This window comes from Tardiphaga sp. 709 (assembly GCF_032401055.1).
GTDB lineage: Bacteria > Pseudomonadota > Alphaproteobacteria > Rhizobiales > Xanthobacteraceae > Tardiphaga.
The window spans coordinates 1359621-1374567 of the sequence record NZ_CP135529.1; the positions used below are offsets into that span (position 1 = coordinate 1359621).

A 14947-nucleotide genomic window follows, 5' to 3' on the forward strand; every position below is an offset into this window, starting at 1 on the left:
ACACTTTTCGCAGCCAATCCAAGGAGTTCAGACCGTGAATGTGCCCGCCGATGCCACCATCCCGTTCCACGCCGACGCCTATACCGCGACGGAGGGGGAATTTGCGGGCTGGACCACCTGGAAGCGGGATTCCTTCGAATCGGTCTCCGGCCCGTTCTGGCACAAGGTCGAGGCCGACGGCTCCGTCCGCTGCGCCTTCCGGGTCGAGAAAAAGCACCTCAACGGCATGAAAAACGTCCATGGCGGCTGCTTCATGACCTTTGCCGATTACTGCCTGTTTGCGCTGGCCTCCCGCGAGCTGCAAGGACCCGGCATCACCGTCTCGTTCGGCTGCGAATTCCTCGATGCCGCCCGCGAAGGCGAGCTGGTCGAATGCCACGGCGAAATGACCCGGATCGGCGGCTCATTGATCTTCCTGCGCGGAATCCTGAAAGCCGGCGAGCGTTCGCTGCTGACCTTCTCGGGCACCATCAAGCGCGTGAAGAAGCGCCCGAAGCCGGCGGCCATCGCGGCAGAGTAACCGGGCGTCGATTGGCGGGCATTGGCGCACCCTGCTAGGTTCGTCGACGACACATGTGGGCCCGAACATGCTGAGTTCATTCGAACGGCTGCGTCATCCGGCAAACGCGGATCTCCTGATCGCGGCGGACGACGAGCACGCGGCTGTCGCCGGCCGCGGCGATTACGCCATGCCGTGGCACTGGCATGACTGCCTGATGTTCATCCTGCCGAGCCGCGGGACGATCGAGCTGAAGCACGAAGCCGGACGTGAAGGCACTTGGCTGTCGCAGGACCGGTTCGCGATCGTTCCGCCGAACCAGGCGCATGAGACGCGCGCGGGTATCGGTGCGCACAGCCACGTCGCGATCTACGCAACTGGCTCGGTCCTGAAGCGCCTCGAAAGAGAGAACGGCTCGCTGAGCGAATTCCGCCGCAGGACATCAACGACCCGGCTGTTTCGCCGATCAGACAGACTGCGCGCCCTGCAGGCGCTGCTGGTCGGGGATGGCAGGCATGCCTATGGTAATGCGCATGTCCGGCATGGACTGTCGTCTACGCTACTCGTTCAGTGCATCGCCGAGGCTCTGACCGGCGATGCCGTATCCAGTGCCTCGCATCGCGAACACGGCATGACGCTGGTCACGGAGCTGAGGGACTATCTCACCCTTCATGCCGACCGGGATGTTCCGCTCGATGCCCTGGAAGAACGGTTCGGCGTTTCGCGACGTCATATCACCCGGCTGTTTCGCGCGGGGACCGGCGCGTCGATCGGCGAATTTCAGCAACGGATCCGCCTCGACAATGCAAGCGAGCTGTTGAAGACAACCGATCTCCCGATCGGCGAGATCGCGCTCCGTGTCGGCTTCGACAGCGGTGCAGCGCTGGCCCATGCGATGCGCCGGGCGGACGGCCAATCGCCAAGCGAAGTCCGCAAGCGCATGGCCCGGCCGATCAAAATCTAGGGCCCGCCGGAACGCGCGCCGCAGCAACATCCTCCGTAGCTTGATGCCGGTGAATTCCGTGCAGCGTTGGCTGACGCGTATTGCAAACACGCGAAGCGGTTGGAAGGTGCATCACATGGCCACGACGTCCGCCGAACCGCAGGTTCGATTTGTCAGTGTCTTTGCGGCAGGCCCGCAGGGCGGCAATCCCGCACCGATCGTCGTCGATGCTGCCGGCATGAGTGATGCGGAGATGCAGCAGGTCGCACGCGCCTACGGGCACGAGAGCGGGTTTGTGTTGCCGCCTCCGCCAGGCTCCGACTGCGATTTCGAGTTTCGCTTCTGGGTGCCCAATCATGAGATGTCCATGTGCGGCCACGCCACCGTCGGCGCGACATGGCTGCTTCAACGGCTCGGCCGGCTGCAGCGCGATCGGATCACGATCCTGACGAAGAGCGGCCGCGTCCATGCCCGGATCAGCCAATCAGACGAACGGGATATCTCGGTCGAGGTCTCGCAGCCTGCAGGGATCGTCGAGCCGCTCCCCGATACGCCCCGAAGCGTCGATGACATTCTCGACGTCCTCGGGATCGGCTCCGACTGCCTCGCGCCGTTCCCGATCCAGAATGCGCGAACGAGCCGGACCAAAACCCTCATTCCGTTGAAGAGCGTGTCCATCCTCGATGGCCTGAAGCCTGACTTCTCAAGGATGGAGCGCCTGTGCAATGGCATCGACTCCACCGGTCTCTATCCCTACGCCGTGTCCGACCGGGACAATCAGATCGTCGACGCCCGCCAGTTTCCGAGTTCGTCGGGATATCCGGAAGATGCCGCGACGGGCATTGCGGCTTCTGCCCTGTCCTTCGGCCTCCTCGCGAACGGGATGGTGGATGCGTCGGAGCGCCAGATCACCATTCGCCAGGGACGCGCCATGAATCGCCCCTCCGCGATCAAGGTGCGGTTCAGCTTCGACGACGGCGATCTCAACGGCTGCTGGCTCGGCGGTGCCGTTCAGCCAACCGACTGCGAGAGGATTGCGTCATGACGAGCAAAGGACAGCTCTCGGCTTTCGAAGCCGACTATGGCTTTGCGCGAAGCGACGTTCGTCTCGACAACTGGCGTCGGGCGCCCTGGAATGTCTGGGCATTCCGCCACGTGTCCGAACTCATTCCGACAGCACGCATCGCAGCGACGCCGGGACTGATCGAGGATCCACCTGTCGATCCCGGAGACTTGCTCAAGCAGACATTCGCTGTCGGTGGGGAAACAGGTGGTGTCTTGGATGTTCTACGCAGAACGTCGACCGACGCGCTCGTCGTGATGAAATCCGGCCGCGTCGTTGCAGATTACCATGCGCCGAATTTCACGGCGCAATCGCGGCACATTCTGTTCTCCGCGAGCAAGTCGGTGACATCGATCGTCGCGGGAATTCTATACAGCGACGGCCTGATCGATTTCGACGAGACCGTCTCGCATTACGTGCCGGAGCTGAAATCCTCCGCTTTTGCGGATGCACGGATCCGCGATGTTCTTGACATGCGGGTGAGCCTGGATTTCGAGGAAACCTATCAGGATCCGCGCGGCGACTTCGCCAGATATCGTCGCGCCGGGCTGCTTGAACCCTCCAAGCCCGGAGATACCCCGGACTCTCTCATCACCTTCCTGGCTTCCTTGCAAAAGGGTGCCGGCGATCATGGGGGTCCCTTTCACTACTGCTCGCCGAATTCGGATGTGCTGGGTCTGGTGATCGAACGCGCCTCGGGCCAGCGTTTCGCCGACTTTGCCGCCGCGCGTTTGTGGCAGCCGCTCGGGGCGCGGCAGGATGCTTATATTACGGTCGATGCAGCCGGCACCCCGCGAACCGGCGGCGGCTTCTGCATGACCCCGCGCGACTTCGCACGCATCGGCGAAATGATGCGACTGGGCGGCATGGCCAACGGCCGCCGGATCGTCTCGCAGGATTGGGTATCGGATACGATCACGAACGGCTCCGACGAAGCTTGGCGCGCGGGCAAATTCGTCGAATGGCTGCCAGAAGGCCGCTATCGCAACAAATGGTATCAAACGGGCGATGCGAGCGGCGCGTTCTTCGCGCTCGGCATTCACGGGCAATATCTCTATGTGAACCCGCGCGCCGAAATGGTCGTGGCAAAATTCTCGTCGCAGCCGGAGCCGGTGGACAACAATCTGAAGCGCCTCAACCTCGCACTGTTCGATGCGCTGGCGAGATTATGCTCATGAAGCCCCTGCCCGTTGCCGCCGACGGAGGCCTGCCCCGCGCCTAGCTGTCGTCCGAGCGCACGGACGAAGGATGCCGGCACAAAGGTGTCACGCTGACGCGCATGAAGGGGAAGAGCGGCAATGTCGACAGAATGTCGTGCAGCGCTTCATTGCTCGCCACATCGAAGATGCTGACATTGGCGTAACGTCCGGCGACCCGCCAGAGATGGCGCCACTCGCCTGTCTTCTGCAGCTCCTGCGCGCGTTCACGCTCGGTTTTTTTCAGTTGCTCGACCACATCCGGCGCAATGCCGGGCGGGATCTGTACGTCCATTTCGACCTGAAACAGCATCGATCAAACTCCTGTTGTTGCGCCGGCCGGTTGAATGCGCGGCGCGTAACCATCGCGGCGGAAGAATGCGACGCGGTCCATGTCCAGTTCGACGCCGATGCCGGGCGCCGTCGGCACCTGCAACACGAAGTCACCATACTGCAACGGCGTCGCGAGAATCTCCTCGGTCAGAAGCAGCGGGCCGAACAATTCGGTACCCCATGCCAGTTTCGGCAGCACGGAGAAAACCTGGGCCGACGCCGCGGTGCCGACACCGCCTTCCAGCATCGTGCCGCCATAGAGGCCGAGACCCGCGGCATCGCCGATCGCAGCCATCTTCACCGCATCGTACAGACCGCCAGCCTGATTGATCTTCAGAGCGAACACATCGGCGGCGCCGCGCGCCGCGATGTCGAAGGCATCCGTCGTGCCGTGCAGCGCCTCGTCGGCCATGATGGGCACGGCAAAGCGACCGCTGAGGCGGGCCTGTGCACCGCGATTGTCGCGCGACAGCGGCTGCTCGATGAGGTCCACGCCGGCCGCCTCCAAGGCGGGAATGCCGCGCCGTGCCTCGGGCTCACTCCAGGCCTGGTTGACGTCGACCCGCACGCTGGCACGATCTCCGAGGGCGCGCTTGATGGCCGCCACATGCGCCACGTCATCGTCCACGGACCGCAGGCCGATCTTCAGCTTGAAAATATTGTGGCGGCGCGCGTCGAGCATCCGCTCGGCTTCCTCGATATCGCGCCTGGTATCGCCACTGGCCAAGGTCCAGGCGACCGGCAAGGTGTCGTGCTGGCGCCCGCCAAGCAGCTCCGACACCGGCAGGCCCAGGCGCTTGCCGAGCGCGTCCAGCAGCGCTGTTTCCACCGCGCATTTGGCAAAGCGGTTGCCTTTGACCCGTCGCTTCACATCGGCCATGAGCGCGGCAACGCGTGATGCATCCATGCCGATGATGGCCGGAGCGATGTAGGTGTCGACGGTCAGCTTGATGCCCTCGGGGCTCTCCTCGCCGTAGCTGAGGCCACCGATGGTCGTGCCCTCGCCGATGCCGACCGTTCCATCGGAGCAACGGATGATGACCAGAACCAGGGTCTGGCTGTTCATCGTATGCATCGACAACTTATGGGGTCGGATCGTCGGCACATCGACCAGGATGGTCTCGACCTCGTCGACGCGGACTGCCACGCTGGTGCTCATGAAAAGCGTTTTCCTGTTGTCTATAGGGCCTTGAACGGATCGCCGATATCTATCCGGCGATCCGTCGCATTGCCGTCTGCCGCAGCGTTACTTCTTGACGAGCGGGCAGCGTGAGGCCGATAGCGGCTGGAACGCGTCATCGCCGGAGACGGTCGCCAGCAGCTTGTAATCGTCCCAGCGCGCCTTCGATTCCGACGGCTTCTTCACTTCGAACAGGTACATGTCGTGCACCATGCGGCCGTCCTCGCGGATCCGGCCGTTCTTCGCGAACATGTCGTTGATCGGCGTGTCCTTCATGGCCTTCATCACGGCCGCTGAATCGGTGGTGCCTGCCTTCTTCACTGCATTCAGGTAGGTCGTGACGGACGAATAGACGCCCGCCTGCGCCGACGTCGGCGCGCGCTTGGTACGCTCCATGAAGCGCTTCGCGAATGCGCGCGTTTCGTCGTTGAGATCCCAATAGAACGCTTCGGCCAGCAACAGGCCCTGCGCAGTTTCAAGACCGACGCTGTCGATGTCGGAAATAAAAGCCAGCAAAGGCGACAGCTTCTGTCCGGACTGGGTCAGGCCGAACTCGGCGGCCTGTTTGATCGCATTGATGGTGTCGCCACCCGCATTGGCGAGGCCGATCACGCTTGCCTTGGTGCTCTGCGCCTGGAGCAGGAACGACGAAAAATCCGAGGTGTTGATCGGGTGCTTCACATTGCCGACAACCTTTCCGCCCGCCTTGGTCACGACGCTTGAGGTGTCGCGCTCCAGTTCCTGGCCGAATGCGTAGTCGGCCGTGAGGAAGAACCAGCTATTGAGGCCGCGCTTCACCGTGGCGAGGCCGGTGACGCTGGCCAGCGCGTAAGTGTCGTAGGTATAGTGGACGATGTAGGGACCGCACGCCTCGTTGGTCAGCCTGACCGCGCCGGGACCATTGAACATGATGATCTTGCCGCGCGTCCTGGCCATTTCCGCTGCAGCCAGCGCCGTGGCAGAGCCAGCCACATCGACGATGGCCTCAACGTTCTGGTTGTCGATCATCTCACGGGTGAAATTAGCGGCGAGATCGGATTTGTTGAGATGGTCGGCAACCACGATCTGGACCTTGCGCCCAAGAACCTCGCCGCCGAAATCCTCAACGGCCATCTTGGCTGCGGTCTCGCTGCCCGGCCCGGTAATGTCGGCAAACAGGCCGGACATATCGAGGACGGCGCCGAGCTTCAGCGGCCCGGTGCTCTGTGCCATGGCAGCCGAAGTGGTGACGAGCATGACGGATGCCGTCAGACCTGAGAGTAACTTCTTCACATCATTCTCCATGAGCGCCCTCAGCAAGAGCGCTCGTCTATCGCTTGATATTCGTTAGTGATCGATCGCGGTGTGTGTCAGACGTCCGTCGTCACTGGCTGCCGCGGATGCCTGCCGTCTCGACGATCTGCTTCCATTTGGCGCTTTCCTGCGCCAGATGCGCGGCAAGTTCCTGGGGCGACGACGCGATGACGCGCCCGCTGACATCGGCGAAACGCTTCTGCACATCCGGATCTGCCAGAACCTTCCGGATATCGCCGCTGATGCGCTCCACCAGCGCCGGCGGCATCTGGCCCGGACCAAAAATGGCCCACCAGTTGGCGAGCTCGAAGCCCGGCAGACCGGATTCGCTGATCGTTGGCACGTCAGGCAGTGCGGCGATGCGCTCCTTGGTGGTGACGGCAATGGCGCGGAGGCTGCCGCCCTGCACCTGCGGAAGCGCCGTCGAGGCGTTGTCGAACATCAGGTCGATCCGGCCGGCCATCAGATCCGTCAGCGCCGGCGATGATCCGCGATAGGGAACGTGGGTCATCTCGACATTGGCCTTTTGCCGGAACACTTCCGCCGCCAGATGCAGAGAAGAACCAACGCCGGCAGAGCCATAGGTGGCGCCACCCGATGCCGCTTTTTCTTTCGCAAAGGCGATCAGATCCCTGACGTTCTTGATCGGCGACGAGGGCGGCACAAGCACCACGTTCGGCGTCTCGAGCGCCAGCGTCAGCGGTGTCAGATCCTTCACGGGATCGTAGGGCATCGACTTGAAAAGCCATGGATTGACGGCCACGGCGATCGACGCGAGCACCAGCGTATAGCCATCGGGGGCACTCTTGGCGGCCGCGTTGATGCCGATATTCGATCCGGCCCCGCCCCTGTTCTCGACGACGACCTGCTGCCCCCAGGTCTGGCTGAGCTTTTCCGCAATCGTGCGGCCGATGATGTCGGCGGCACCGCCAGCAGCGAAGGGAACGATCAACTGGACCGGCTTGGTCGGATATTCCTGCGCCGTCGCACGGTTTGCGCCCAAGGCGATACAGCAAGCCGCCACCGCAGCGTGGGTCGCCCGGGCAAGTAAGGTGCGTCGTGACAGCATGAAAGAGCCTCCCAGTCGGTTCTTATGTTTCGACGGCCGCACAAAAGCGTGTCGGCCAGGTCCGATATTGACAAACACTGGCACGGGACGCGTTATAGGCCAACACAGTCAAAACTATAGATGCGATAGAAGATTGTAATCGAATATGGATCCCAGACGTCTCGGCTATTTTCTGGCAATCGCGACCCACAAGCGCATGGCGAAAGCCGCGGAAGCCCTCGGCGTCGCCCAGCCAACGCTGTCGCAGCAGATACGCGCCCTCGAACAGGATCTCGGCACCGTTCTGTTCAACCGGACGCCCCAGGGCATGCAGCTGACCGAGACAGGACATGCACTGCGCGAACACGCACAACGTCTGATGGTTCAGACCGAAGCGGCGCGCACCGCGATAGCCGAGTTGGAGGGCGGCATGGCCGGCACGCTGCGTGTCGGCGTCATCTACACCTACAGCACGACCTTCCTGCCGAAGATCATCGGCAGCTTCGGCGAGAAATATCCTGACGTTCGGCTCAGCGTGGAGGTCGGCTCAGCAAACGGCGTCGAACAACGCATCCTGTCCGGGGATCTCGATCTCGCGATTGCTTTCGCCCCGCCCCAGCACGCGGAGTTGGGGGTCGACCTGTTGTTCGAGGAGCGGCTCGTCCTGGTGCTTGCGAAGTCGCAAAATCAGTCACGGCAACAATCGATCACGCTGCAGGCGCTCGCCCGCCGCCCGTTGGCACTTTTGACCCCCGCCTTTGCGACCCGCCGCATTCTCGACCAGTCACTGCCGCCCGATATTCAGCTCGACGTGCGCGTCGAGATGAACTCGGTCGAGGCCTTGATCGAACTCGCGAAATCGGGAGGGCTGCCAACTGTACTCGCCGACCGAAGCCTGAACGCCCGAAAGGACCTCGCGATCATTCCGATCGGGCCTCCGTGGATACGCCGTTCTGGAGCCTTGCTGTGGGATGCCCATCGCTACCAGACCGCGGCCGCGCGCGCTTTCATGGCGATCGCCCGCAAGACGACCAAAAGCGCACAGACCACGCGCGCGCTGTAGCGAACAATCGTGGGCATCGGCATTACCAGAGGGGCGCTGGCAATGGCCTGCCGCGACCTACCACCAGCCAGTTTGCGGCTGGCGCTGATACGGCGCGACCCTGCGGCGAGCCTGCACGGGCGCGGGATCCGCATTCCAGCGCTGGAAGAACGAGCCAAAGCCATCGCCATCCGCATCGTCGCTGCTCGCCATGAGATCGGCAGGCGGCGTCGGCTTGCGCGTGATGAAGCCACCTTGCGGCTGATTGCTGAGCACCACGACGAATTCGGTGCGATAGTTGGTTTCGCTGCTCAGCGGCTCGTCGGAAATAACGATCGACGACCGCGGCAGCGCAGTCGCGGCGATCCGGTCGAGCACTTCCTGCGGAATAGTGATGCGGTCGAGGGCGGCCTTCGCACTATCGCCTTCGTCGATCGAGACGGCGCTCCAGCGCAGGCCTGCGTCGTTCCGCGCCATCGCCGTGAACACATGCGTGCCGATCGGCCTGCCGGGATCGCGGATGGTGATGGGAACTTCGATGCTTGAATCGAACACCTCGCCGCCGCCGTCCGGCGCCGGCTTGTGCGTATTGCGCCGAACGTAAAGCATCTGCGTCTCGCGGCTGATATAGATCGAGACCGGCTCAAGCGCGAGTTTCGCATCGCTCGCTGCCTTGGCGGTAGCGACCTTTTTGGTCTCGGCCGCCTTGGCAGCGTCCTTTGCGGCGGCGGCAGCATCGAGCTTCGACGCCGTATCGGCCTTTGCGGTTTCGAATTGCGCCCCGAGCTCCGCGGCCTTGGCGGCAGCCTTCTGCTTCGCGTCCTCAGCCCGCGCCTTGGCCTCATCGGTCTTTGCCGCAACGACGGCCTTGTCGGCGGATGCAAGCTCGACATCGGCGCGCGCCTTCAGCGATTGCAGCTTGCGCAGGGCCGCCGGCCGCGGCTTCGCTTCGCGTGTCGAGGTCGCTGCGAGCTTCTTCGCCACGTCGGCGGCCGCAGCGGCCTCCGCAGCCTCGCGGGCGACCACCTCGAGACGGCCCGGAGCAGCGGCGATGGCTTCCGCCTTTGGCATCAGAAGCGCCGGATGGGAGAACTCGACGGGCGCCGCGTCATTCGGCGAGATGATCACCCGCATCCCGATCCGCGTCTTGTCGAACAACCTGTCCGCGAAGCCGTAGGGCATCCGCACGCAGCCATGCGATGCGGCATAGCCGGGCAGCGGCCCGCCATGCAGTGCGACGCCGTTCCATGTGATCCGCTGCATGTTCGGCATGGCAGCATCGTCATACATGTTGGAGCGATGGTCCTTGTTCTTCTCGAGAACGGCAAAGACGCCTGCCGGCGTCTCGCGGCCAGACACCCCGGTCGAGACCGGCGCGCGCGTGATCCAGCCATCGGCATCGTAGAACGTGACCTGCTGGCTCTTGATCGACACGATCGCCATCATCGGCTCGCCTGCTTCACGCGGGGCGGTCGCCTCGACGACGCGGGCGGGACGCGCCTGCTTTGCGGCGGCTCCGGCCGCCGGAGCGGCCAACGCAATCATTGCTGCCAACACCACGACGGGAGATATCCAGTGCCGCATCCCGACGTTGGGTTGCGCCGTCGCCAATCGATTTGCCATTCAGTGCCCCGGTCAAATGCCTTCCGATCGCGAATCGTACAGGCGTTTGATTGCGATTGTATCAATTCGCCGCCGCTTCGCTTGCCCGACGTCTCGTTGACGCGGCGAGCGCGGCGAAAGTTCATTCGTAGCCGAGAAACGGCGCCGGACAAAGGTGGCTCACTGCCACACCCGGCACGTGGTCCACTACGAAATCTGGACAAAACAGCGGTTGGGGCCTGAGTTCAAAATGAGCCCAATGCGGAACCCATGGCAATCACGGCAGCAAGAGCGACAACCGAGCTCACGATGCCGACCATCACAATGTCGAGATAACTTTGGCGATGCGTCAGGCCGCAGATCGCGAGCAGGCTGACGACCGCACCATTGTGAGGGAGAATGTCCAGGGTGCCGGAACCGATCACAGCCACGCGGTGTAGCAATCCGGGGTCGATCCCTTCCCGCGTAGCAACGTCCATATAAGTCTGACCGAGTGCATCAAGTGCGATTGTCAGTCCGCCGGATGCCGAACCTGTCAACGCGGCGAGCAGGTTCGTGGAAACGGCCAACGACACCAGCGGCCCCCCTTTAACGTCCAGCGCCCAGTCCCGCACCATGTCAAATGCGGGCAGCCCTGCAATGACTGCGCCGAAGCCAACGAGGCTCGCGACGGTCAGCGCTGGCAGCACGGATGCATTGGCCCCGGCATCCATCGTCTGTCGCAGCGCAGGCAACCGCGTCCAGTTGCAGATGACGACTGTCGCGGTCGCGCCTGCGAGCGCGACGACAACGGACCACACGCCGGCAACGGCAGATAGAGACGTGCTGCCCCAGCGCTGCTCGGCCAGGAAGGAGACATCAAGCCGGGGCAAGACAACGAGCGACATCACGAGATTGACGACGACAACGACAACCAGGGGAAGAACGGCATTGACTATAGGCACTTCCGCTTCGCTGCGATGCCCGTGGGATATTTCGGCCGGATCGAATTCGCGCGCCGTCGTGGCACGCCCGCGCAAGCGCTCGTCATCGGCAGCGGCGCTGGTCGCGATCGACAATTCTTCGCCATAACCTTCATTCGCTTGTCGTGCCGCCTTCTCGGCGCGAAGCAACCACCACAGTCCGATACCCAGCATGATCAATGACGCGATCATGCCGAGGCCCGGCGCCGCGAAGGGCGTGGTGCCAAAGAAGGGCATGGGTATCGCATTCTGAATCGATGGCGTGCCCGGCAAGGCTGACATGGTGAAAGTCGATGTTCCGAGAACTACTGTCGCTGGCACGAGGCGGTGCGGAATCCCCGCCGCGCGAAACAGCGACTGGGCCATCGGAACGATCACAAAAAATGCGACGAAAAGGCTGACGCCGCCATAGGTGACCAATGCCCCCGAGAGCACCACGGCGAGGATGACCCGGCGCTCGCCAAGGCGGCGGGTGATGAAGTTCGCGACCGCAGTGACCGCGCCGCTGTCGTCCATCAGCTTCCCGAATACGGCGCCGAGCAGAAAGATGGGAAAGAACTGAGCAAGAAACTGGGCTGCGCTGCCCATGAAGGTCTGCGTCCAATTGGCAAGCAATGGCTCTCTGCCGAAAGCCGCCGCAATCAGTGCGGAGAGCGGAGCAAGCAGCAGAACACTCCAGCCCCGGAAAGCCAGCCAGATGAGAAGACCAAGCCCGACGAGAATGCCGAGAAGACCCATGTCGTCAGCACTCCGCCAACAGGATGTCGAGATCGGCCGTCGAACGCTCGCCAAGATCGTCGCCGTGCAAATCAAGAAAGTCCCCTGCCGCTCGCCGGCCCTCGTCGCGCAGCTTGGATACGAAGGCCCATTCGGCGTTGAGCTTGGATGACGCGGCGAAAGTCGCGAGCATGTCGCTCTTGATCCGGTGCGTCTTCATTTGAGCCCAACGGGCGCCTTCCCCGGTGCCGGGATCCGCCACCTGACGAAGCAGCGCAATCATCCGCAGCTCCTTTGCCAGCGGCGAGTTGAATGAAATTTCATTGAGACGGTTGAGAATGTCAGCAGCCGTGCGCGGCTCCTCCGGTCGCTCGGTCGGATTGATCTGCACGACGATGGTGTCCCGCGCATCCGTCTCGCGCACAAGCGGCGTGATCGTGGGGTTGCCTGCGTAGCCCCCGTCCCAATAGGCTTCGCCTTCAATCTCGATCGCACGGAACATCGTCGGCAGGCACGCCGACGCAAGCAGGACATCTGCGGTGATCTCGACGTTACGGAAAATTCGCCCGCGACCTGTCCGTACCCGCGTGGCCGTTACGAAGAGTTTGATCGGCGCACCGGCGAGACGCTCGAAATCAATGCTTTCGGCCAGTATCTCGCGCAACGGGTTGTAACCGAGCGGATTGAGATCATAAGGCGACAGGACTCGCGACATCAGATCGGCGAAGAGATAGGCCGGAGAAGTGTCGAGCGACCAGCGTCCCATGAGGCGGTCGAGGGGGGAACGTTGAAACGGACTGAAGGCCGCGGCACGCGAGACGCGTCGCCAGTATTTGTCCAGAGCCTCGCGTGCTCCGTCGGCACCGCCGGCAGTCCAACCATCCGCTAGAACGGCAGCATTCATCGCTCCTGCCGACGTTCCGGATATGCCGGCAATTTGCAACCACGGCTCCTCAAGCAGCCGATCGAGGACACCCCACGTGAATGCGCCATGCGAGCCTCCGCCCTGGAGCGCCAAATCCACGAGCACCTGACTTCGGTTCATCATGCAGCTTCTCCAACTGCCGAGACACGCTGGTAGCCAACCGTCGAGCACTTCAGAAACCACGCACCGCAATAGACGTGGCCATAATAGACTTGGAAAGTCCGCTTCAGGTCGCTTTCGACCGAGCCTTACGACCTCTGCGTGCTATTTGATGCCCACCTCGCTCCAAAAGCAACCGGCCGGGGCCTGGCCGGAAACATCGCGCTGGATCCGACAATTGCACGCAGCGACCTGCAGAGGGACTTTAGTAAATATCAGGGGAAAATATCAGGCCATCGCCCCGTAATGAGACAATGGGCGGTGCTGAAATGGTGGAGGCGCGACAATGAAGCGCCTTCGGACATTGGACGACTACGGCGTCAGGAGCTTGTTGTACTTCGCCACATCACGCGTCACCAATTGCTGCAGCACCTCCGGTGCATGCTCATCGGCGTCGGGCGCCACAGTCGACAAATCGTGGAAACGCTTTTTCACGAGATCGCTTTCAACCGACGCACGAGCAGCGGCGTTCAGCTTCGCGATGATCTCCGGCGGCGTGCCCTTCGGCGCGAACAGGCCATTCCAGCCCTGCGCCTCGAAGTCGGGCAGGCCTGCTTCCGCCGAGGTCGGCAGATCGGGTAACGTCGCCAGCCGCACGGTGGAGCCGACCACGATGCCCTTCACGAGCTTGTCGTCGATGGCCTGCGAAACGGAGGCCGCGGAATCGCAGACGCCGTCGATCTGGCCGCCGATTGCATCCGTGAGCGCGGGCGCAGCGCCGCGATAACCAACCAGGGTGACGTCGATGCCGGCGGCCTGCACGAAGCTCTTGCAGATCAGATAATTCGACGAGCCGATGCCGGCATGGCCGAGATTGACCTTGCCGGGATTGGCCTTGGCGTAGGCGATGAAGCCCTTGAGATCACTCGCCGGAAAATCCTTGCGCAGCGCCACGACGCCGAAGGTCTTGGCCACCATGCCGATCGAGGCAAAGGAGTCCGGCGTAAAGGACAGTTTTGGATAGATCGTGTAGGTCGCCGCACTGGTGCCGGCATTGCCGATGGCAATGGTGTAGCCATCGGGCGCAGACCGCGCCGCGCGGGCCAGCGCGGTGGAGCCACCGGCGCCGACCACGTTTTCGATGATGATGGTCTGGCCGAGCGGCACCGCCATCTGTTCGGCCACCGCGCGCGCAATCACGTCCGACGTGCCGCCGGCCGCGAAAGGCACGATCATGGTGATGGGGCGCTTGGGATAATCATCGGCGGATGCCGAGACGCTCGTGCCCAGCACGAGCGCAAGCGTTGCGGCGAGCTTCGACAGCCGCGCCACAGCGGCGATCACGCAGCGCGCTCCAGATGCTCGACAAGACCAGCAAACAACCCGCGGCCATCCGTGCAGCCCATGATGTCTTCGACGTGATTTTCCGGATGCGGCATCATGCCGAGCACGTTGCCCTTCTCGCTGACGATGCCGGCAATCGATGCGGCTGCGCCATTGATGTTGTGCATGTCGCCAACCTCGCCGGTCGGCGAACAATAGCGATAGAGCACGCGGCCATCGCCTTCGAGGCGCTTCAGCGTATCGACATCGGCGGTGTAGTTACCCTCGCCGTGGGCGATCGGCACGCGGATCACCTGACCGGCATTGTAGCCACGTGTAAACGCCGTGTCGGACCGTTCGACGCGCAGATGCACGTCGTGGCAGAGGAATTTCAGCTTGGCATTGCGCATCAGGATGCCCGGCAAAAGACCTGACTCGCACAGGATCTGGAAGCCATTGCAGACGCCCATCACGAGGCCACCATCGGCCGCAAACTTGCGGACCGCATCCATCACCGGCGAACGCGCCGCGATGGCGCCGCAGCGCAGATAGTCACCGTACGAGAAACCGCCGGGGACGACGACGAGATCGGTGCCCTTGGGCAGCGAGGTCTCGGCGTGCCAGACCATCGTGGACTCCTGCCCCGATGCCAGCTTGAGCGCCCGCGCCATGTCGCGTTCGCGGTTGATTCCGGGGAAGACGAGAACGGCGGATTTCATAGC

14 protein-coding genes are annotated in these 14947 nt (G+C 62.9%); 5 read left to right on the top strand and 9 right to left on the bottom strand.

Features of this window, described 5'->3' with window-relative positions:
- Positions 1-40: 40 nt before the first annotated feature.
- The 4 genes from RSO67_RS07150 (at position 41) to RSO67_RS07165 (ending at position 3683) form a co-directional block, all read left to right on the top strand.
- A complete protein-coding gene (locus RSO67_RS07150; RefSeq protein WP_371419948.1) occupies positions 41-520 on the top strand; it encodes a PaaI family thioesterase in 480 nt (159 codons plus the stop codon).
- A 67-nt stretch (positions 521-587) separates the two neighbouring features.
- Positions 588-1463, top strand: a complete 876-nt coding sequence (locus RSO67_RS07155; RefSeq protein ID WP_315842914.1) for a helix-turn-helix domain-containing protein — start codon at positions 588-590, stop codon at positions 1461-1463.
- Between the two features lie 115 nt (positions 1464-1578).
- Positions 1579-2487, top strand: a complete 909-nt coding sequence (locus RSO67_RS07160) for a PhzF family phenazine biosynthesis protein (RefSeq protein ID WP_315842915.1) — start codon at positions 1579-1581, stop codon at positions 2485-2487.
- Positions 2484-3683, top strand: coding sequence for a serine hydrolase (locus tag RSO67_RS07165; RefSeq protein WP_315842916.1), 1200 nt, complete (start codon positions 2484-2486; stop codon positions 3681-3683). The genes RSO67_RS07160 and RSO67_RS07165 overlap by 4 nt, the downstream gene beginning before the upstream one ends.
- Positions 3684-3723: 40 nt before the next feature.
- On the opposite strand, the gene catC is transcribed toward RSO67_RS07165, so the two are convergent.
- From catC to RSO67_RS07185, 4 genes are all read right to left on the bottom strand, one after another.
- Positions 3724-4014 carry a muconolactone Delta-isomerase gene (gene catC / locus RSO67_RS07170; protein ID WP_115029691.1) on the bottom strand — a complete coding sequence of 97 codons (291 nt, stop codon included), beginning with the start codon at positions 4012-4014 and terminating at the stop codon, positions 3724-3726.
- A 3-nt stretch (positions 4015-4017) separates the two neighbouring features.
- Entirely contained in the window at positions 4018-5193 is a 1176-nt protein-coding gene (locus RSO67_RS07175) for a muconate/chloromuconate family cycloisomerase (protein ID WP_315842917.1), read from the bottom strand.
- Positions 5194-5280: 87 nt separating this feature from the next.
- Positions 5281-6486, bottom strand: coding sequence for an ABC transporter substrate-binding protein (locus RSO67_RS07180; protein WP_315842918.1), 1206 nt, complete (start codon positions 6484-6486; stop codon positions 5281-5283).
- A 91-nt stretch (positions 6487-6577) separates the two neighbouring features.
- Entirely contained in the window at positions 6578-7576 is a 999-nt protein-coding gene (locus tag RSO67_RS07185) for a tripartite tricarboxylate transporter substrate binding protein (RefSeq protein WP_315842919.1), read from the bottom strand.
- Positions 7577-7721: 145 nt separating this feature from the next.
- Between RSO67_RS07185 and RSO67_RS07190 the strand changes: the two genes are divergently transcribed.
- Positions 7722-8618, top strand: coding sequence for a LysR substrate-binding domain-containing protein (locus RSO67_RS07190; RefSeq protein ID WP_315842920.1), 897 nt, complete (start codon positions 7722-7724; stop codon positions 8616-8618).
- Positions 8619-8675: 57 nt separating this feature from the next.
- Here the strand turns inward: RSO67_RS07190 and RSO67_RS07195 are convergent, their stop codons facing one another.
- From RSO67_RS07195 to purQ, 5 genes are all read right to left on the bottom strand, one after another.
- Entirely contained in the window at positions 8676-10220 is a 1545-nt protein-coding gene (locus RSO67_RS07195) for a L,D-transpeptidase (protein WP_315842921.1), read from the bottom strand.
- A 224-nt stretch (positions 10221-10444) separates the two neighbouring features.
- A complete protein-coding gene (locus RSO67_RS07200) occupies positions 10445-11899 on the bottom strand; it encodes a GntP family permease (RefSeq protein ID WP_315842922.1) in 1455 nt (484 codons plus the stop codon).
- Between the two features lie 4 nt (positions 11900-11903).
- Complete coding sequence (locus RSO67_RS07205) at positions 11904-12923, bottom strand: patatin-like phospholipase family protein (RefSeq protein ID WP_315844191.1); 1020 nt, start codon at positions 12921-12923, stop codon at positions 11904-11906.
- A 351-nt stretch (positions 12924-13274) separates the two neighbouring features.
- Positions 13275-14246, bottom strand: coding sequence for a tripartite tricarboxylate transporter substrate-binding protein (locus RSO67_RS07210; protein ID WP_315842923.1), 972 nt, complete (start codon positions 14244-14246; stop codon positions 13275-13277).
- The gene (gene purQ, locus RSO67_RS07215) at positions 14243-14944 is read right to left on the bottom strand and encodes a phosphoribosylformylglycinamidine synthase subunit PurQ (RefSeq protein ID WP_315842924.1); all 702 of its coding nucleotides are present in this window, start codon (positions 14942-14944) and stop codon (positions 14243-14245) included. The genes RSO67_RS07210 and purQ overlap by 4 nt, the downstream gene beginning before the upstream one ends.
- Between the last annotated feature and the right edge of the window lie 3 nt (positions 14945-14947).

Bases quoted from the DNA above. Each gene is read 5' to 3' on its own strand.
- RSO67_RS07155 (WP_315842914.1), top strand. From the start codon at position 588: ATGCTGAGTTCATTCGAACGGCTGCGTCATCCGGCAAACGCGGATCTC.
- RSO67_RS07160 (WP_315842915.1), top strand. From the start codon at position 1,579: ATGGCCACGACGTCCGCCGAACCGCAGGTTCGATTTGTCAGTGTCTTT.
- RSO67_RS07165 (WP_315842916.1), top strand. From the start codon at position 2,484: ATGACGAGCAAAGGACAGCTCTCGGCTTTCGAAGCCGACTATGGCTTT.
- catC (WP_115029691.1), bottom strand. From the start codon at position 4,014: ATGCTGTTTCAGGTCGAAATGGACGTACAGATCCCGCCCGGCATTGCG.
- RSO67_RS07175 (WP_315842917.1), bottom strand. From the start codon at position 5,193: ATGAGCACCAGCGTGGCAGTCCGCGTCGACGAGGTCGAGACCATCCTG.
- RSO67_RS07185 (WP_315842919.1), bottom strand. From the start codon at position 7,576: ATGCTGTCACGACGCACCTTACTTGCCCGGGCGACCCACGCTGCGGTG.
- RSO67_RS07190 (WP_315842920.1), top strand. From the start codon at position 7,722: ATGGATCCCAGACGTCTCGGCTATTTTCTGGCAATCGCGACCCACAAG.
- RSO67_RS07195 (WP_315842921.1), bottom strand. From the start codon at position 10,220: ATGGCAAATCGATTGGCGACGGCGCAACCCAACGTCGGGATGCGGCAC.
- RSO67_RS07200 (WP_315842922.1), bottom strand. From the start codon at position 11,899: ATGGGTCTTCTCGGCATTCTCGTCGGGCTTGGTCTTCTCATCTGGCTG.
- RSO67_RS07205 (WP_315844191.1), bottom strand. From the start codon at position 12,923: ATGAACCGAAGTCAGGTGCTCGTGGATTTGGCGCTCCAGGGCGGAGGC.
- purQ (WP_315842924.1), bottom strand. From the start codon at position 14,944: ATGAAATCCGCCGTTCTCGTCTTCCCCGGAATCAACCGCGAACGCGAC.